Origin of the sequence: Amycolatopsis circi, from assembly GCF_003385235.1 — a bacterium.
In the GTDB taxonomy this organism is placed as follows: Bacteria; Actinomycetota; Actinomycetes; order Mycobacteriales; family Pseudonocardiaceae; genus Amycolatopsis; species Amycolatopsis circi.
In genome coordinates this window covers 22,693-44,190 of the sequence record NZ_PQIA01000049.1, presented here as the reverse complement: position 1 = coordinate 44,190, position 21,498 = coordinate 22,693, and the positions used below count along the sequence as shown (strand labels likewise).

The 21,498-nt window shown below is 70.5% G+C and carries 2 protein-coding genes; both read left to right on the top strand.

Annotated features, from left to right (window positions below):
* Positions 1-5: 5 nt before the first annotated feature.
* Positions 6-15,833: a type I polyketide synthase gene (locus D0D37_RS21660; RefSeq protein WP_208720079.1), complete on the top strand. Its 15,828-nt coding sequence runs from the start codon at positions 6-8 to the stop codon at positions 15,831-15,833.
* A complete protein-coding gene (locus tag D0D37_RS48045) occupies positions 15,830-21,457 on the top strand; it encodes a type I polyketide synthase (RefSeq protein ID WP_244223616.1) in 5,628 nt (1,875 codons plus the stop codon). The genes D0D37_RS21660 and D0D37_RS48045 overlap by 4 nt, the downstream gene beginning before the upstream one ends.
* Positions 21,458-21,498: the final 41 nt, after the last annotated feature.

The following is a 21,498-nucleotide window of genomic DNA, read 5'->3' as shown; positions in this document are numbered from 1 at the left end:
GCGCAATGCGTGAGAGTGAGAAGAATCGGGAATCCGGCTTCGCGGAGCGGCTGACGCTTCTGCCGCCGGCGGACCGCGCGGGGTTCCTCGCCGGCGTGGTCCACGACGCGACGCGGGCGGCGCTGCAGGCCGCGCTGCCCGAGGTGCCAGCCGTCCTCGACCCGGAGAAAGCGTTCTCCGACCACGGTTTCGACTCGCTCGCGGCGGTGGAGCTGCACGCGCAGCTCACCGACGCGACCGGGCTCGACCTGCCGGTGACGCTGGCCTTCGACTATCCGACCCCGGCCGCGGTCGCCCGTTTCCTGCACGCCGAGGTGTTCGGCGCGGAGGAGTCCGTCGCGACACTTGCCGCCGGGGCAGCGAACGACGAGCCGATCGCGATCGTCGGCATCGGCTGCCGCTACCCGGGCGGCGCGGTGTCGCCGGAAGCATTGTGGCAGCTGGTTTCCGACGAGGTGCACACCATCTCCGGCTTCCCGGAGGACCGCGGCTGGGACCTCGACAGCCTGTATGACCCGGATCCCGACAAGCCGGGCAGCAGCTACGTCACCGCGGGCGGATTCCTGCCCGGCGCCGGGGAATTCGACGCCGGGTTCTTCGGCATCGCGCCGCGCGAAGCGTCCGCAATGGACCCGCAGCAGCGGCTCGTGCTGGAGACCGCTTGGGAAGCGTTGGAGCGGGCCAAGATCGACCCGTCCACGCTGCGTGGCACTCCGGGCGGCGTATTCATCGGCGCGGAGGCGCAGGAGTACGGCCCGCGGCTGCACGAAGCTCCCGACGGTCTCGACGGTTACCTCCTCACCGGCAACGCGCCCAGCGTCGTCTCCGGTCGCGTCGCTTACGCGCTCGGCCTGGAAGGGCCGACGCTGACTGTCGACACCGCTTGCTCTGGTTCGCTGGTCGCGCTGCACTTGGCGGTGCAGTCGTTGCGGCGCGGGGAAACCCAGCTCGCACTGGCTGGTGGCGTCGCGGTGATGGGCGCGCCAGGCACGTTCACCGCGTTCAGTCGTCAACGTGGTCTGGCGGAAGACGGTCGCTGCAAGGCTTTCGCAGCGGCAGCGGACGGAACTGGGTTCGCCGAGGGCGTCGGCGTCTTGGTGCTGGAACGGCTTTCCGACGCAGTCGCGAATGGACACACAGTGCTCGCCGTGGTCCGCGGCTCGGCGATCAACTCCGATGGCGCGTCGAACGGTCTTACCGCGCCGAACGGTCCGTCGCAGCAGCGCGTGATCAAGCGCGCGCTGGCTGACGCTGGTCTGGAAGCGTCCGATGTGGACGCTGTCGAGGCGCACGGCACGGGGACCCGGCTCGGCGACCCGATCGAGGCGCAGGCGCTGCTGTCCACCTACGGTCAGGACCGCGAGACGCCGCTGCTGCTCGGGTCGATCAAGTCGAACATCGGCCACACTCAGGCCGCGGCGGGCGTCGCGGGCATCATCAAGATGGTCGAGGCGATCCGGCACGGCGTGCTGCCGAAGACGCTGCACGTGGACGAGCCGACGCCGCACGTCGACTGGACTGCGGGTTCCGTCGAGCTGCTGACCGAACAGCGGGAATGGCCGGAGAACGAACGTCCGCGCCGCGCTGGTATTTCGTCCTTCGGCGTGAGCGGCACCAACGCGCACGTCATCATCGAACAGGCTCCGGCCGTTGAAGCAGCGGAAATCACCAGTGAAGAGCTGCCGGTCGTACCGCTGGTGGTGTCGGCGCGCAGCGAAGAAGCACTGAAGGCGCAGGCCGCCGCGCTGGTGTCCACTGTGGAATCCCAGCAGCTGACTGACCTCGGCTTCTCCCTCGCCACCAGTCGCGCCGCGCACGATCAGCGCGCCGTCGTGGTTGCGGAGAACATCGCCGACGCCGTGCGTGGGCTGCAGGCGCTGGCGGCAGGAGAGCAGGACCCGAACGTCGTCCTTGGCGAGCGCACGCCGGGCAAGCTCGCGATGCTGTTCACCGGCCAGGGTTCGCAGCGCCTCGCAATGGGGCGCGAGCTGTACCTGGCTTACCCGAAGTTCGCCGAGGTCTTCGACGAGGCCGTCGACCACCTCGACGTCCAAATGGAGACGCCGCTGCGCGACGTTCTCTTCGGCGACAACGCTGAGGAACTGAACGAAACGCAGTACACCCAGTGCGCGCTGTTCGCGGTCGAGGTCGCGTTGGCGCGGCTGCTCGAATCGTGGGGCGTGCGCCCGGACATCCTGCTCGGCCACTCGATCGGCGAGCTGGCCGCCGCGCACATCGCGGGCGTGTGGTCGCTCGCCGACGCGAGCCTGGTCGTCGCCGCTCGCGGACGGCTCATGCAGGCGCTGCCCAGGAACAACACAGCGTCGCGGAGCGACTCCGTTGAGGGTGGCGGTGGGGGCAAGGGCGGAGGTGCCATGGTCGCCATCGCGGCGACCGAGGACGAAGTCCAGCCGCTGCTCGGCGATCAGGTCAGCCTGGCCGCGGTGAACGGTCCGACGTCGGTCGTCGTTTCCGGCGAGCGCGAGGCGGTGGAAGCCGTCGTGTCGGTGTTCCGCATGCAGGGCCGCAAGATCAGCGAGCTGCGCGTGTCGCACGCGTTCCACTCGCCGCTGATGGAGCCGATGCTGGCCGAGTTCCGCGAGATCCTCGAGGTGGTCGACTACGCGGCCCCGACGATCCCGGTCGTCTCGAACGTGACCGGCCGGATCGCGACCGCGGAAGAACTGTGCTCGCCGGGGTACTGGCTGTGGCACGTCCGCCGCGCGGTGCGATTCGCCGACGGGGTCCAGGCCCTGGTCGACGCCGGTGTCACGACCGCGATCGAGGTCGGCCCGGACGCCGTCCTCTCGGCGATGGCCGCCGGCACCAGCGACGCCATCGCGTTCACCCCCGCGCAGCGTCGCGACCGGCCCGAGGTCACCACCCTCGCCGCCGCGCTCGGCCGCCTGCACACCCGTGGCGTGGCGATCGACTGGACAGCGTTCTTCGGCCCGGCTCAAGTGGTCGACTTGCCGACGTATGCCTTCCAGCACAAGCACTACTGGCTCACCGCGCCGACCGGCCACGGCGACGCGGCGGACTTCGGCCAGCTCGCTTCCGGGCACCCGCTGCTCGCCGCCGAGATCGGTCTGGCGGGCGACGACGGCCTGGTCCTTACCGGTCGCGTCGCGCTGCGGACGCATCCGTGGCTGGCTGACCACGCGATCGCGGGCACCCCGGTGCTGCCGGGAACCGCGTTCGTCGAGATGGCTCTGCACGCCGCCGCCCAGGTCGGCTACGGCGTGGTCGACGAGCTGACGCTGCAGGCCCCGCTCGCGCTGCCGGAGACCGGCGGCGTGGCGCTGCAGACGCTAGTCGGTCCGGACGTCGACGGCCGCCGCACCATCGAGTTCCACTCCCGCCCCGACAACGACGCCGACGCGGCCTGGACCCGGCACGCCATCGGTGTCCTCGCTGCTGGTCCGGTGGTCGAGCCCGCGCCGCGTGGTGAATGGCCGCCTGCTGGTGCCGAAGTGGTCGCGACGAGTGAGCTGTACACCGAACTGGCCGAGCAGGGTTACGGCTACGGCCCGCTGTTCCAGGGCCTGCGCACTGCGTGGAAGCGCGACGACGTCGTGTTTGCCGAGGTCGCGCTGCCTGCGACCGGGCGCGACGCGGCGTTCGGCGTCCACCCGGCGCTGCTCGACGCGGTTCTGCACGCCACCGACTTCGCCCCAGGCGAGGCGCGCGAGCCGGACGAGATCCGGTTGCCGTTCGCGTGGACCGGTGTGCGGCTGCACGCTTCCGGCGCGGCCGAGGTCCGGGTGCGGATCACGTCCCCGGCCACCGGCGGTGTCTCGATCGACGTGACGGACGTGGCCGGTACGCCGGTGCTGTCCGTCGAGTCGTTCCGTTCGCGGCCGGTCCGCGAGGCCGACCTCGGCACCCAGGCGCGCGACCTGCTGTACACCGTCGAATGGACGCCGGTCACCGGGTCTTTCGAGCTGCCGACGCTCACTTCGCTGGGCCCGGTAAGCGGCCTCGACGTGCCGGTGACCGACCTGGCCGACCTGCCCGACGCGGCTGAGGCGGTGCTGCTGCCAGTCGTGAGTGCTGATCACGGTTCTAACCGGGACAAACACTCACGAGCCGCCCACTACGTACTGAAGGTTATGCAGCAATGGCTCGCGGCCGACCATGGCTCGGCGCGGCTGGTCGTGCTCACGCGCGGCACGCTGGCCGACTCCGCGGTTCGCGGGCTGGTGCGTTCGGCGCAGGCCGAGCACCCCGGTCGCGTGGTCTTGGTCGAGGGCGCGGCTACCGCGGCGACCCTGGCCACCGCGCTCGGTTCGGGCGAGCCGGAGCTGCGCATCGACGGTGACATGGTCTCCGCTGGCCGGATGGTCCGGTTGGCGGCCGAAGCTGGCGAGCCGACCTGGCGGGCCGACGGCACCGTGCTGATCACCGGCGGTACCGGCGGTCTCGGTGCGCAGGTCGCGAAGCACCTGGTCACGAAGCACGGCGTACGCAGCCTGCTGCTGCTCAGCCGTCGTGGTCCCAACGCACCGGGCGCGGCTGAGCTGGTCGAAGAGCTGGCCGAGCTGGGCGCGACCGCGAAGGTGGTCGCCTCGGACGTCAGCAAGAAGCGTTCGCTGTCGGCGGCGATCAAGAAGGCGGAGCACCCGCTGTCCGCCGTCGTGCACACCGCAGGCGTGCTCGACAACGCGATGATCGGCTCGCTGACCGCCGAGCAACTCGACGCAGTCCTGGCTCCGAAGCTCGACGCGGCGTGGGCGCTGCACGAACTGACTGCGGAGCTAGACCTGTCGGCGTTCGTCCTGTTCTCCTCCTCGGCGGGTCTCGCCGACGGTGCTGGACAGGCGAACTACGCCGCTGGCAACACCTTCCTCGACGCGCTGGCCGAGCACCGCCACGCCGCTGGCCTGCCCGCGACGTCGCTGGCCTGGGGCCTGTGGGCACCCGACGCCGGTCAAGCGATCGGCATGGGCGCGACACTGTCCGAAGTGGACCGTAACCGCATCGCGCGGCTGGGTCTGGCTCCGCTGACTGTGTCGGAAAGCCTTGCCGCACTGGACGCTGCGCTCGGCACCGGCGTTCCGACGGTCGTGCCGACGCGCGTAGACCGGGCTGCACTGCGGTCGCGTGGCGAGGACGTTCCGGCCGTGCTGCGCGGGCTCGTTCCCGCCGGTCGTCGCCGGATCGCGGTCGCTACTGGGGAAGTGACGCCCGAGCAGCAGTTCGCCGAACGGTTCGCGCACCTCGCCGAGGCCGACCGGGACCGCGCGCTGCTCGACCTGGTGCGCACGCACGTCGCGGCCGTCCTCGGCCACGACAGCGCGGACGCGATCAGCCCGGCCCGCCCGTTCGGCGAGATCGGCTTCGACTCGCTGGCCGCGGTGGAACTGCGCAACATCCTCGACTCGGTCACCGGCATGCGGCTGCCCGCGACGCTGGTGTTCGACTACCCGACGCCGCGCGCGCTCGCCGAGTACCTGGCGTCGCGGCTGGCTGGCCTGGCTCCGACGCGTCCCATCGCTCCGGTGACCACTGTGGACCCGGAGGAACCGATCGCGATCGTTGGCATCGCTTGCCGCTACCCCGGTGGCGTCGCGACGCCGGAAGATCTGTGGCGGCTGGTGTCCGAAGGCGAGGAAGCGCTGTCCGGCTTCCCGGTCGACCGCGGCTGGAACGTCGACTCCCTGTACGACCCGGAGCCCGGCAAGCCCGGCTACTCCTACGTCAAGCACGGTGCCTTCCTGCACGACGCGGCCGAGTTCGACGCGGACTTCTTCGAGATCAGCCCGCGCGAGGCGGCGGCGATGGACCCGCAGCAGCGGTTGCTGCTGGAGGTCTCGTGGGAGGCGTTCGAGCGCGCCGGAATCGACCCGGTTGCCTTGCGCGGCAGTGCGACCGGTGTGTTCGCCGGCGTGATGTACCACGACTGGGGCACCCGTCTCGGCACAGTCTCCGATGACATCGCGGGCTACCTCGGCAACGGCAGCCTCGCCAGTGTCGTGTCCGGTCGCGTGTCGTACGCGCTGGGGCTGGAAGGCCCGACGGTCACTGTGGACACTGCGTGCTCGTCCTCGCTGGTCGCGCTGCACTGGGCGGTGCAGGCGCTGCGTCGCGGCGAGTGCACGCTGGCGCTGGCCGGCGGTGTCACCGTGATGTCCACTCCGGACACTTTCATCGACTTCAGCCGTCAGCGCGGACTTTCCTCCGACGGCCGGTGCAAGGCGTTCGCCGAAGCTGCGGATGGCACCGGCTGGGGCGAGGGCGCGGGCATGCTGCTCGTCGAGCGGCTGTCCGACGCTCGCCGCAACGGCCACCCGGTTCTTGCGGTTCTCCGCGGCTCTGCGGTGAACCACGACGGCGCGTCGAATGGCCTTACCGCACCGAATGGTCCTTCGCAGCAACGCGTGATCGCGAAGGCGCTCGCTGACGCTGGTCTGCAGCCGTCCGAAGTGGACGCTGTCGAAGGTCATGGCACCGGAACCACTCTGGGCGACCCGATCGAAGCGCAGGCGCTGCTGGCCACCTATGGGCAGGACCGCGAAGAGCCGCTGTGGCTCGGGTCGATCAAGTCCAACATCGGGCACACGCAGGCCGCGGCGGGTGTCGCGGGCATCATCAAGATGGTCATGGCGATGCAGCACGGCCAATTGCCGCAGACGCTGCACGTCGACCGTCCGTCCACTGTGGTCGATTGGGAAACTGGCGCGGTCCGGCTGCTGACCGAAAAGCGGGACTGGTCACCGGAGCGGCCGCGTCGCGCCGCGGTGTCGTCGTTCGGCATCAGCGGCACGAACGCGCACGTCATCCTGGAGCAGGCTCCGGCGATCCCGGTCGAACGGCCTTCCGAAACGCAGACGATCGTTCCGGTCGCGCTGTCCGGCCGGTCCGCCGCTGCGGTGCGCGGACAGGCGGCGAGGCTGCGTTCCTGGCTGGCTGAGGGCGTTTCCGTCGCGGAGATCGCGCGTTCGCTGGCTGCGACGCGAGCCTCGCTGGAACACCGTGCGGTGGTTGTCGCCGAAACTGCGGCTGAACTCGCCGACGGACTCGACGCGCTGGCTGGCGGCGATGCACCGACCGGTCAGGTCGTGGACGGGAAGCTCGCCTTCCTGTTCTCCGGCCAGGGCGCGCAGCGGGTCGGCATGGGACGCGAGCTGTACGACGCATACCCAGCCTTCGCGACGGCGTTCGACGCGGTGTGCGCAGCGATCGATCCGCTGGTCGACGTGCCGCTGCGAGACGTCGTGTTCGGCACCACCGAACTCGCCGACCGCGGGCTGCTGGACCAGACGCAGTACACCCAAACCGGGCTTTTCGCGGTCGAGGTCGCGCTGTTCCGGCTTGCCGAGTCGTGGGGGTTCCGGCCCGACGCGCTCGCCGGGCACTCGATCGGCGAGCTGGCCGCGGCCCACGTCGCCGGTGTGCTTTCCCTTGCGGACGCAGCGAAACTGGTCGCCGCGCGCGGCCGGTTGATGGGTGCGCTGAACGACCGTCGAGGCGCGATGGTCTCGTTCTCCACGACCGAAGACGCGGTCCGCGACCTGCTGCAGGGCCATGAAGACGCGGTCAGCATCGCAGCGGTGAACGGCCCGACTGCCGTGGTCGTCTCGGGTGACGCGGACGTGGTCGCCGAGATCGAGCGGGCTGCTGGCGAGGTCCAAACGCGACGGTTGCGCGTGAGCCACGCGTTCCACTCGCCTTTGATGACGCCGATGCTCGACGAGTTCCGCGAAATCGCCGCTGGATTGACCTACGAGGCACCGAAGATCCCGATTGTCTCGACGGTCACTGGGAAACCCGCCACCGACGACGAGCTGCGTTCGCCGGAATACTGGGTCACCCATGTCCGAGAGACCGTCCGTTTCGGCGCTGCGGTTACGACCCTGGCGGAGAGCGGCGTCCAGACGTTCCTGGAGATCGGCCCGGACAGCGTGCTGTCCGCGCTCGGCCCGCAGAGCGTCGACGCGGAGTTCGTCCCGTTTGGACGGCGCGACCAAGACGAGGTGCGCACCGCGCTCACCGCTGCGGGTCGTCTCCACATCCGCGGCGCGGCGAAGCTCGGTCTGCTGCTGGGCGACGGTCCGGTCCGGCTCGACCTGCCGACGTATGCCTTCCAGCACAAGCGTTACTGGCTCGATGCGACGCCGTCCAGCGATGTCGCTTCGGTCGGCCAGCAGCCGCTGGCGCACCCGATGCTGGGCGCGGTCGTGGCACTGTCCGGTTCGGACACCACTGTCCTCACTGGACGGTTGTCCGCCTCGTCGGTGCCGTGGGTGGCTGACCACGTCGTCAAGGGCGCGATCCTGGTGCCCGGCACCGGATTCGTCGAGCTGGCCGTCGCGGCTGGCGACCAGGTCGGCCACCCGGTGGTCGAGGAGCTGACGCTGCAAGCGCCGCTCATCCTGTCGCCGGACGGCGCGGTCGCGCTGCAGGTCGTGGTCGGCCCCGCGAACGGAGATCGTCGCCCGGTCACCGTGTTCTCCCGCCCGGTCGAATCGGACGGCGACTGGACGCAGCACGCGCTGGGCACGCTGTCCGCCACCGCGCGGCCGGAACCCGCTGGCCTCACCGAATGGCCGCCGGCGGGCGCGACCCCGATCCCGGTCGAGGGCGCGTACGAGCGGCTCAACGAGCGTGGTTACGGCTACGGCCCGGCGTTCCAGGGCCTCCAGGCCGCGTGGCGACGGGGCAACGAGGTCTTCGCCGAGGTCTCGCTGCCGGAACCGGCCGCGTCCACGGCGGGTTCCTACGGCCTGCACCCGGCGCTGCTCGACACCGCCATGCACGCCGACCTCCTCGGCGACCCGAGCGGTTCGACGCTGCTTCCGTTCGTGTGGAACGGCGTCAGCCTGCACGCGGTCGGCGCTTCGGTGCTGCGGGTGCGGATCGTGCGCCTGGACGGTGACGAGCTGTCCTCGATCGAGGTCGCGGACGGCGAAGGCAACCCGGTCGCGTCGGTCGACTCGCTGGTCTCGCGGCCAGTGCGGACCGAACTGGCCGCGCAGGCGGAGACCACGGATGGTTCGCTGCTCAAGATCGGCTGGCAGTCCGTGCCGGTCCCGGCCGCGGAGCCGGGCGACGTCGTCGCGATTGGCCAGGGCCGGGTCGGCGTGGCCGCCACCTACAGCGGGTTCGCTGACCTGCTCGGTGCGGTAGATCGCGGCGAGCCGGTACCCGGTCTCGTGACGCTCTCGGTGCCTGCCGCGGACGGCGCGGTGCCGGAAGCGGCGCGGGCCAACGTGACCTGGCTGCTCGCCGAAATCCAGGCATGGCTGGCCGAATCGCGGCTGACCGACACGAAACTCGCCATCGTCACGCAGTCGGCAGTCCCAGCCGGTGAGTCCACTGTGGACGTTACCCAGGGTCTGCTGTGGGGCCTCGCCAGGGCGGCACAAGCCGAACACCCCGGACGCGTGTTCCTGATCGACGCTGACGAGTCCAGCACAGCCGCGACGGTCGAGACGATCGCCGCGGTGGTCGCCTCCGGTGAACCGGAAGCGGCAATCCGTGCCGGTGCAGTGCTCGCTCCGCGCTACACCCGCACCGAATCGGCCGGCACCGCCTCGTGGGACGGCACCGTCCTGATCACCGGCGGCACCGGCGGTCTCGGCAGCCTGCTGGCGCGCTATCTGGTGGCCGAGCACGGCGTGGAGAGCCTGGTGCTCACCAGCCGCCGCGGTCTCGACGCTCCGGGTGCCGCGCAGCTGGTCGAAGAGCTGACTGACCTGGGCGCGACCGTCCAGGTGGCGGCTTGCGATGTTGCTGACCGTGCGGCGGTCGAGCAGCTGGTCAACGGCCTGCCGGACCTCGGCGCGGTGGTACACGCCGCCGGTACCGCCGACAGCGGCGTCTTCGACTCGCTTACCGCAGAGCAACTCGACACGGTGCTGCGGCCGAAGGTCGACGCGGCCTGGCACCTGCACGAATTGACCGCCGACCGTCAGCTGTCCGCGTTCGTCATGTTCTCCTCCGCTGGCGGCCAGGTGCTGCCCGCTGGACAGGCGAACTACGCCGCGGCCAACGCGTTCCTCGACGGGCTCGCCGAACACCGGCGCGCGGCCGGGCTTCCGGCAACCGCGCTGGCCTGGGGTCTATGGGCGGAGAACACCGGACTCGGCGGCGACCTCGCCGAAGCCGACCTCGCCCGGATGGCCCGCCTGGGCCTGCCCGCGGTGACCGCCGAGCAGGGCTTGGCTCTGTTCGACGCCGCCGTGGCCACCGAAGACGCGGTCATCGCGCCACTTCGCGTGGACGTCGCGGCTCTGCGAGCGCGCACCGACGAACTGCCCGCACTGCTGCGTGGTTTCGTGCCGCCGAAGGCGCGTCGCGTGGCGAAGGCGGCCAAAGCAGCGGACAACGCGCTCGCTGACGAACTGGCCGCATTGGTCGAGAGCGAACGGGACCGAGTGCTGCTCGACCTCGTCCGCACGCAGGTGGCCACCGTGCTCGGCTACGCGGACAAGTCCGAAGTGGACGGAACGCGGGCGTTCAAGGAGCTGGGCTTCGACTCGCTCGCCGCGGTCGAACTCCGGAACCTCCTCGGCACCGCGACCGGCCTGACGCTCCCGGCGACGCTGATCTTCGACCACCCGACCGCCAAGGCCGTCGCGGACTTCGTGAAGGGCAAGCTGCTCGGCGCGGTCGCGAAGGTCCCGGCGACGACGACCCGGACGAACGCGTCGATGCAGGAACCGATCGCGATCGTCGGCATGGCCTGCCGCTACCCCGGCGGCGTCCGGTCGCCGGAGGACCTGTGGCGGCTGCTGGTCGACGAGGTCGACGCGGTCTCCGGCTTCCCGACCAACCGCGGCTGGGACACCGAGGGCATCTACGACCCGGAACGCGGCAAGCGCGGCAAGACCTACGCCAACCAGGGCGGCTTCCTGCACGACGCGGCGGAGTTCGACCCGGCGTTCTTCGGCATCGGCCCGCGCGAGGCGATGGCAATGGACCCGCAGCAGCGGCTCCTGCTGGAGACCGCGTGGGAGGCCATCGAGCGCGCCGGGATCGACCCGACCGTGCTGCGCGGCAGCCTGACCGGCGTCTTCACCGGCGCGATGTACGACGACTACGGCAGCCGCGCCCCGGGCGCCCCGGCCGACGTCGCCGCCTACATCCCGAACGGCAGCTCCGGCGCGGTCGTCTCCGGTCGCATCTCCTACCTGCTCGGTCTTGAGGGCCCGAGCATGACGGTGGACACCGCGTGCTCGTCCTCGCTGGTCACGCTGCACCTCGCGGTGCAGGCGCTGCGGGCGGGGGAGTGCGGGCTGGCGCTGGCCGGCGGTGTCACGGTGCTGTCGCAGTCGGACCTGTTCGTCGACTCCAGCCGCCAGGGGGTGCTTTCGCCCAACGGCCGGTCGAAGTCGTTCTCCGCGGCTTCGGACGGCGTCGGCTGGGCTGAGGGTGCGGGTCTGCTGCTGCTGGAGCGGCTGTCCGACGCGCAACGCAACGGGCACGAGGTGCTCGCGGTGGTCCGGTCGAGCGCGGTGAACCAGGACGGCGCGTCCAACGGTCTGACCGCCCCGAACGGCCCGTCGCAGGAACGCGTGATCCACGCGGCCCTTGCCGCTGGCGGGCTGCGACCGTCCGATGTGGACGCTGTCGAGGCGCACGGTTCGGGCACCAAGCTGGGCGACCCGATCGAGGCGCAGGCGCTGCTGGCCACCTATGGCCAGGACCGTCCGGACGGGCGGCCGCTGTACCTGGGTTCGGTGAAGTCGAATATCGGCCACGCGCAGGCGTCCGGTGGCGCGGCTGGCGTGATGAAGGTCGTGCAAGCGTTGCGGCACAACATGTTGCCGAAGACGCTGCACGTCGACGCGCCGTCGCCGGTCGTCGACTGGACCACGGGCGACATCGAGCTGCTCACCGAACCGCGGCCGTGGCTGCGGAACGGACACCCGCGTCGCGCTGGTGTCTCGTCGTTCGGCATCAGCGGAACCAACGCGCACATCATCATCGAGGAGGCCCCGCCTGCTCCGGCCGACGAAACCCGGCGCACCGCACCGGAACTCCCGGCAATCCCGTTGCCGCTGGCAGGTTCGGTCGCCTCGGCGCTCGCCGACCAGGCCGCTCGGCTGGCCACGCACCTGCGAGCCAACCCGGACGCCAGCCTGACCGACGTCGGCTACACCTTGGCCACTGCGCGGGCCGCACTCGACCACCGTGCGGTGGTCCTGGCGGCGGACCGCGAAGCAGCGTTGAAGGCACTCGACGGACTGGCCGACGGCCGGACCCCGGCGGGCACCGTGGCGGGCACGGTCAGCGCGGCCGACCTGACGGCGTTCCTGTTCACCGGACAGGGCGCGCAGCAGCCGGGCATGGGACGCGGACTGTACGAGGCGTTCCCGGCCTTCGCCGGAGCGTTCGACGAGATCTGCGGACTCTTCGACGCCGAGCTGGAAACGCCGCTCAAGCAGGTGATCTGGGAAGATTCGCCGCTGCTCAACCAGACCGCATATACGCAATGCGCGCTGTTCGCGATCGAGGTGGCGCTGTACCGGCTGGTCGAATCATGGGGCGTCACCCCGGATTACGTCGCCGGGCACTCCATCGGCGAACTGGCCGCGGCACACGTCTCCGGAGTGTTCTCGCTGGCCGACGCCTGCTCGCTGGTCGCCGCTCGCGGCCGGCTCATGCAGGCGCTGCCGACCGGAGGCACGATGGCGGCGATCGCGGCCACCGAGGACGAGGTGCGAGCCTCGCTTCCGGACGGGGTGGACATCGCTGCGGTCAACGGGCCGCGGTCGGTGGTCATCTCCGGTCCGGAAGACGCGGTGAAGGCTGCCATGGCGACCTTCTCCGACGCTGGTCGCCGGACGAAGCAGCTGGTCGTGTCGCACGCGTTCCACTCGTCGCTGATGGAGCCGATGCTGGCCGAGTTCGCGGTGGTGGCGGAGAAACTGTCCTACTCCGCGCCGTCGATCCCCGTGGTGTCGAACGTGACCGGCAAGATCGCGAGTGCGGCCGAATTGTGCTCGCCGCAGTACTGGGTGGGCCACGTGCGGGAGGCCGTCCGGTTCGCCGACGGGGCCAGCACTTTGCTCGCCGCGGGCGTGACCCGGTTCGTCGAGCTGGGGCCGGACGCAGTGCTCACCGGGATGGCTCGCGAATGCGACACCGCGGTGGCCGACCGGCCGGACCGGGTCGTCCAGGTGCCCGCGATGCGCCGCGGCCGGGCCGAGGTGCCGACCGTGTTCACCGCGCTGGCCACGCTGTTCTCCCGGGGCGCGAAGATCGACTGGAAGGCGCTGTTCACCGGCCAAGGTGCGTCCACTGTGGACTTGCCGACGTACGCGTTCCAGAACAAGTCGTACTGGCTCGACGCGACGAAGCCGACCGGCGACGTCAGCACTTTGGGCGCACAGTCGGCCGGACACCCGCTGCTGGGTGCCCTGGTCGAGCTGCCGGACGGCGGCGCGGTGCTGACCGGACGACTGTCGGTCGCGACGCAACCGTGGCTCGCTGACCACGTGGTGATGGGGCGGACGATGTTGCCCGGCACCGCGTACGTCGAGCTGGCGATTCACGCCGGTGACCAGGTCGGTTGCAACCTGCTGGAGGAGCTGACGCAGCAGGCACCGTTGCTGCTGCCGGAAGACGGGGTCGACCTGCGCGTGGTCATCAGCGCGCCGGACGGCAGCGGACGCCGGGAGCTGTCGGTGCACTCGCGGACCGAGTCCGGCTGGGTCCAGCACGCTGCGGGCACGCTGGCCAATGGGGCGGCGGCGGAATTCTCGCTGAGCGAGTGGCCGCCGTCCGATGCGGAATCGGTTGACCTGACTGGGTTGTACGACGACCTGGCCGGCCTCGGCTTCGGCTACGGGCCGACGTTCCGCAACCTGCGGGCGATCTGGCTCCGAGAAGGCGAGGTGTACGCCGAGGTCGCGCTGCCGGAAAGCACCGCGGCGAACGAGTTCGGCCTGCACCCCGGGCTGCTCGACTCGGCACTCGGCGCGACGGACTTCCTGATCCCGGGCGGTCCGAAGGCATTGACCGAGACGACCATCCCGTTCGCGTGGAACTCGGTGTCGCTGCAGGCCAGCGGTGCGACCGCGCTGCGGGTGCGGGTCCGGAAGACCGAGAGCGGTTCGTCGCTCGACCTGGCCGACGCCGCTGGTGCTCCGGTGGCGCAAATCGCCTCGCTGGTCACGCGGCCGGTGTCGGAAGGCCAGCTCGGCGCGAAGGTGCCGGACTCGCTGTACCGCATCGAATGGCAGCCCGCTTCGGGCGTGCGACTGGTGCCTTCGCTGGACGGCTGGGCTGTGCTCGGCACTGACGACCTCGGTCTCGGCGTGCCGTTGAAGGCCGAGCCGGTCGATGCGGACGTACTGGTGCTGCCGGTCGGTTCGGGTTCCGGTTCGGTGCCTTCTCGGGTGCACGAGGTGGTACAAGAAACGTTGCGGCACTTGCAGAACTGGCTTTCGGTGGGCAATGGCAAGCTGGTCGTGGTCACTCGCGACGAGCTGGCGCAGGCTCCGGTCTGGGGACTGGTGCGGGCCGCGCAGGCGGAGAATCCCGGCCGGATCCAGGTCGTGGACCTCGACGCTTCGGCGGAGTCGGCCCGGGCGCTGCCCGCGGTCGTCGCGTCCGGCGAACCGGAAGCGCGGGTGCGAAACGGCGAGGTGCGCGTGCCTCGGCTGACCCGGGTCACCGAGGTCGGCGAGACGGTCGAGTGGGATCCGGATGGCACGGTGCTGATCACCGGCGGCGCGGGTCTGCTCGGCGGGCTGCTGGCGCGGCACCTGGTCGCTCGCGGTGCCCGTGACCTGGTCCTGACCAGCCGTCGCGGTCTCGACGCGGCGGGGGCGCGGGAGCTGGTCGACGAACTGGCCAGCGAGGGCGCGAAGGTGACTGTCGCCGCGTGCGACGTCACCGATCGGGATGCGCTGGCGAAGCTGCTCGACACGCTGCCGCGGCTGACCGCCGTGGTGCACGCGGCGGGGCAGATGGACAGTGCGGTGCTGAGCGCTTTGACGCCCGAGCAGGTCGAGAATGTGTTGCGCCCCAAGGTCGACGCGGCCTGGAACCTGCATGAGCTGACGGCTACTCGGGACCTGGCGGCGTTCGTCCTCTACTCCTCGGCGGGCGGTCTGCTGCTCGCTGCCGGACAGGCGAACTACGCGGCTGGGAACGTGTTCCTGGACGCGCTGGCCGAACACCGCGCTTCGCTTGGCCTCCCGGCGACGTCGCTCGCGTGGGGCCCGTGGGAAGGCACCGACGGCGAGGTCGACCTGGCGCATATCGCCCGGTCCGGCGTCGCGGAACTGTCGGCGGCTGAGGGGCTCGAGCTGTTCGACGCCGCTCTGGCTGCTTCGGCGGCGGCGTTGGTGCCGGTGAAGCTCGACCTCAAGGACGCCGACCGTGCGTCGGCGCTGCTGAAGGGGCTCGTCACTGCCGGACCGCGGCGGGCGGCTGTTGCCTCGTCGGCCGAGCCGGAGGCCGGGTTCGCCGACAAGCTCGCCGCGCTCCCGGCGGACGAGCGGGACTCGGCGGCGTTGAACCTGGTGCGCGAGCACACGGCGGCAGTCCTCGGGTATGACGAGGCGTCGGCGGTGGGGGTCGAGAAGGGCTTCACCGACCTAGGCATCGACTCGCTTGCCGCGCTGGAGCTGCGCAACCGGCTCGGCGCCGCGACCGGGCTGCGGCTGCCCGCGACGCTGATCTTCGACTACCCGAGCCCGCTGCCTTTGGCCCGGCACCTGCTGGCGGAACTGGCTCCTGCTCCCGCTGAGTCTGCGGTCTCGGTGGAAGAACTGAACGGCACCGATGATGCGGCGGCGGCAGTCGCCTCGATGGACCTGGCCGACCTGGTCCGCTCCGCGATGGGCGGCACCGACGAACGGGGTGAATCCCAGTGAGCGACAAGTCCGCTCCTTCGACCGAGCAGATCGTCGCCGCGCTGCGGCAGTCCATGACGGACAACGAACGGCTCCGTGCGGACAACCAGCGGCTGGCCGCACGGCAGTCCGAGCCGATCGCGATCATCGGCATGGGCTGCCGGTATCCCGGCGGGGTCACCACGCCCGCGCAGCTGTGGGACCTGGTGGCCGGCGGCGTCGACGCGATCGGCGAGTTCCCGGCCGACCGCGGCTGGGACACCGCCGCCCTGCACGACCCGACGGGTGCCCGGCCCGGCACGACGTACTCGAACGAAGGCGGTTTTCTTTACGACGCCGCCGATTTCGAGCCGGAGTTCTTCGGAATCAGCCCGCGCGAGGCGATCACGCTGGACCCGCAGCAGCGGTTGCTGCTCGAAACCGCGTGGGAAGCCGTCGAGCGCGCCGGGATCGTGCCGTCGACCCTTCGCGGTAGCGCGACCGGGGTGTTCACCGGCGTCATGTACCACGACTACGGCGCGGGCAGCAGCGACGGCAGCCTGATCTCCGGGCGCGTCTCGTACACGCTCGGCCTCGAAGGTCCGTCGGTGTCGGTGGACACCGCGTGCTCATCCTCGCTGGTCGCGATGCACCTTGCCGCACAAGCACTTCGGCGCGGTGAATGCTCGCTGGCTTTGGCGGGCGGCGTGACGGTGATGGTCACGCCGGACATGTTCGTGTACTTCAGCGAACAGCACGGCCTGTCCTCGGACGGCCGCTGCAAGGCCTTCGGCAGCGGCGCGGACGGCGTCGGGTGTTCCGAAGGTGCCGGAATGCTGTTGCTGGAACGGCTTTCCGACGCTCGGCGCAACGGACGCCACGTGCTCGCGGTACTCCGCGGCAGCGCGGTGAACTCGGACGGCGCTTCGAGCGGGATCACCGTGCCGAACGGCCCAGCCCAGCAGCGGGTAATCCGGGCGGCCCTGGCTGATGCCTCCCTGGAACTGTCCGATGTGGACGCCGTGGAAGCCCACGGCACCGGCACCAAACTGGGCGACCCGATCGAGGCCCAGGCCCTGATCTCCACCTACGGCAAGGTCGCAACCCCTTCACGCCCCTTGTACGTCGGTTCTTTCAAGTCGAACGTCGGGCACACCCAAGCTGCCGCAGGGGTCGGCGGCGTCATCAAGATGGTCGAGGCGCTCCGGCGGGGTGTGCTACCGCCGACGCTGCACGTGGACGAGCCTTCGCCGCACGTCGACTGGGCGGACGGCACCGTCGCGCTGCTGAACGAATCGACGCCTTGGCCGTCGACCGACCGCCCCCGGCGCGCTGCGGTGTCGTCGTTCGGCATCAGTGGGACGAACGCGCATGTGATTGTCGAGCAAGGCGATCCGGCTCCTGTGCCTTCCTCTTCTGTCGGGCCAGTTACCTGGCTGCTCTCGGCTTCCTCGTCGGAGGCTTTGCGGGCCCAGGCTTCTCTACTGGCTGAGTCTGCTCCTTCGGGCTCTGCCGCGGATGTCGGTCTTTCCCTTGCTACTACGCGAACTCTCAGCGAATACCGAGCCGGAGTGGTGGCTGCTGATCGGGAAGCTGCTGCGCGTGCTCTCGGCGATTATGCAGCAGGCCGCCCTTCTTCCGCGGTGGTTGAAGGCGTGTCTTCTGCGCGACGGACGGCTTTCCTCTTCACCGGCCAAGGCGCTCAACGGGCAGGCATGGGCCTAGACCTCGCCGCCGCTTACCCCGTCTTCGCAGCCGCTCTGGACGAGGTCGGCGCTGCGCTGGACCTCGATGTCCCCCTGCGCTCTCTGCTCGCCGACGCAGACCGGCTCGACCAGACCGGCTACACGCAACCTGCTCTGTTCGCAGTGGAAGTCGCCCTGTACCGGCTTTTGGAGTCGTGGGGCATCCAGCCTGCTTACCTGCTGGGCCACTCCGTCGGAGAAATCGCCGCCGCCCACGTCGCCGGGGTGCTTTCCCTTGCAGACGCCGGAAAACTGGTAGTCGCCCGGGCGCGGCTCATGCAGGCATTGCCCACTGGCGGGGCGATGGTCGCGGTGCAGGCTACCGAGGACGAGGTGCTTCCGCTATTAACCGATGGTGTAGGAATCGCCGCCGTGAATGGCCCTAGGTCGGTGGTATTGTCGGGGGTAGAAGAAGAAGTACTTGCGGTTGCTGGGAAATTTGCTCGAACTTCGCGGTTGCGGGTGTCGCACGCGTTCCATTCGCCGCTCATGGACCCGATGCTGGACGAGTTCGCCGCGGTGGCGCGCACGCTGACGTACTCTGAGCCATCGGTACCGGTGGTGTCCACAGTGGAACTGTCGGCGAATGTGGCGACGCCGGACTACTGGGTGCGCCAAGTCCGCTCGGCAGTGCGCTTCGCGGACGGCGTGCGCGCGCTGGCCGGTGCCGGAGTGAACACGTTCGTCGAAGTCGGCCCGAGCGCGGTGCTGACCGCGATGGGCCAAAACTGCGCCGACACCGCTGCGGCGGGTGCGACTGGTGCTAGGAGCGGTGCCGGTGGCGGACGCTCGGTCGGCGGACGCGCAGTCGGCGGTGAGGCGGTCGGCGGCGGTGCGAACGTGGGCGGCGCTGTCAGCGACGCTGCTCGCGACAGCGCTGCCGGTGCCACGCTCGGCGGTGCGGCTAACGGTGGCGACGCGGCTCTTCGCAGTGCCGCCGGCGCAGGTGGCAACGATGCGCGCGGCGGTGCATCCAGGGCTAGTGCAGCAGGTGCCGGTTCCACGGTCGGCGGTGCCGCCAGCCTCGACCCGGCCACCGTCAATGCCACCCTCGCCAACGCCACCTTCGTCCCCGTCCTGCGCAAGGACCGAGCCGAGGCAGAGTCGGCCGCCGCCGCGGTCGCGGCTCTGTTCACGCTTGGCGGGACCGTCGACTGGGACGCGTTCTACTCCGGCGCGCACGTGGTCGAGCTGCCGACCTACGCCTTCCAGCGCAAGCGTTACTGGCTGGACAACCCGACCGGCGCGCGGGCTCGCGGCGTCGCCGAGGTCGGGCAGCGGGAAGCGGCGCACCCGCTGCTCGGCGCGGTGGTCGGCACCGCGGACTCCGGCGGCGTCGTCCTCACCGGACGGCTGTCGCTGGCCGCGCAGCCATGGCTGGCCGACCACGTCGTCCAGGGCAACGCGCTGTTCCCCGGCACGGCGTTCGTCGAGCTGGCCGTGCGGGCGGGCGACGAGGTCGGCTGCGGACTAGTCGACGAACTCACCCTGGCCGCACCGTTGATCCTGCCCGAACAGGGCGCGGTGCGGCTGCAGGTGACCGTCGGCGCGGAGGAAGCCGACGGCACCCGGGCGCTGGGGATCTTCTCCCAGGCCGAGGACGCCGACGAATGGGTCCAGCACGGCAGCGGCCGGCTCTCCCCAGCCGGTTCGCCGTCCGCACCGCCTGCGCAATGGCCGCCGACCGGAGCCACAGAGATCGACGTGACCTCCCGGTACGACGAGCTTGCCGCGCAAGGCTTCGACTACGGCCCAGTTTTCGCTGGCCTGTGTCGAGCCTGGCAGGCGGGCGACGTGCTGGCCGCCGAGGTCGCGCTGCCCGAGCACGCGGACGGCAGCGCGTTCGGCCTGCACCCCGCGCTGCTGGACGCTGCCCTGCACACGATCGGCCTCGTCGGGCCGACCGAGGACAAGCCGGTCTTGCCGTTCGCCTGGTCCGGCGTCTCGCTGTATGCCGGTGGCGCGGCAAGCATCCGCGTGCTGATCTCGTCGGAGGTCGAGAACACCGTCTCGCTCACCGCAACAGACGCGTCCGGCGCACCAGTGCTGCGTGTGGACTCGCTGGCACTGCGCCCGATCGCGGACGACGCGTTCGCCACCACCGCGCGTTCGGCTGTGGACGATTCGCTGTTCCGCGTCGACTGGGTGCCGTGGCAGGGCGACGACGTCACCGCCGTGACCACCGCGATCCTGGGCAGCGACACCTTCGGCCTCGGCGGGGTGTCCTATGTGGATCTCAAAGAGCTGCTGGAAGCGATCCACAACGGCGCCTTGGTCCCGGACGTCGTCTACGTGCCTTTCGCGGCCCCGGCAACCGCCACCCCAGAAGGCGCTCGCGACGCTGTTCACGACCTCCTTTCCCTGTCCCAAGCCTGGGTCGCCGAGGATGTTCTGGCGGCTTCGCGCTTGGTCGTCGTCGCCGCGGGCGCGATCGCCACTCGTCCCGACGAGGGCGCACCCGACCTCACCCACGCGGCGCTGTGGGGCGTGATCCGTACTGCGCAACTCGAGTACCCAGACCGATTCATGGTGGTAGACCTCGACAACGGCCCACTGCCGATCGGCGCAGTGCTCGGCGCGATGTATGCCGACGAACCCGGCGTCGCAGTCCGCGACGGCGCGGTTTTGGTGCACCGCCTGGCAAAGTACGTCCCATCCGGCACCGTCGCCTTCGACCCGGACGGCACCGTCCTCGTCACCGGCGGCACCGGCGTGCTCGGACAGCTGATCGCCCGGCACCTGGTCATCGAACACGGCGTCCGCAACCTGCTCATCACGAGCCGTCGCGGTGCCGCCGCTCCAGGAGCCGACGAGTTCGCCGCTTCCCTGACCGAGCTGGGTGCCTCAGTCTCGCTGGTGGCCTGCGACCTCGCCTCCCGAGACGCCGTCGCAGACCTCATCGCCGACGTGCCGTCCGACCACCCGCTGACCGCGGTGATCCACACCGCAGGCGTCGTCGACGATGGCGTGCTCCTGTCGTTGACTCCGGAACGCATGGACGCTGTACTCCGCCCGAAGGTCGACGCCGCTTGGCATCTGCACGAACTGACCGCGTCCCTGGACCTGGCCGCCTTCGTGCTGTACTCGTCGGCCGGCGGAACTCTCGGTGCCGCGGGCCAAGCCAATTACTCGGCGGCGAACGTCTTCCTGGACGCACTGGCTCACCACCGCGCAGCGCAAGGCGTGCCCGCCGTGTCGCTCGCCTGGGGTCTGTGGTCCGAAGGCGGCATGTCCAACGATCTGGCCGACACCGACCTGATCCGCATGGCCAGGTCCGGCGTCTTCGGCCTGTCGTTCGCCGACGGCCTGGAACTGTTCGACGCGACCGTCGCCGCCGGCCAGCCCTCGCTGGTGCCGGTGCGACTGGACATGTCCGGCCTTCGCGCCGACGCGCACAGCGTCCCCGCGATGCTGCGCGGCCTGGTCCGAGGCCGCCGCCGCGTCGAGGTCGTCGACGATTCCTGGAACCAGGTGCTGCGCCTGTCCGGGACCGAACGAGTCCGGGCCGCCGTCGACCTGGTCTGCGGAACCGCCGCCGTAGTCCTGGGCCACGAACGCCGGGACGCGGTCGACCCACGAAAGGGCTTCATCGAACTGGGCTTCGATTCCCTGACCGCCATCGAACTGCGCAACCGTCTGGACGTTCTCACCGGTATGCGCCTGCCCGCGACGCTGATCTTCGACTACCCGTCCGTGCAGGTCCTCGGAGAACATCTCGTCGCGGACGGCGCGCCGTCGGCAGTCGAGGTCCAGTTGGACGCGCTGGAAGACGTCGTGCGGAGCATCGAACCGGACGAAGTCTCGGGGGTCGTGACGCGGCTGAAGGCAGTGCTCGCGTCGCTGGTGCCGGACGAGGAAGTGGAAGGAGCCAGCGCAGACGAGCTGTTCGCGCTGCTGGACGAGGAACTGGAAGCCCGCTAACGCTTTGGGGCCGCCCGCCCCACCGGGCGGCCCCATCGCTC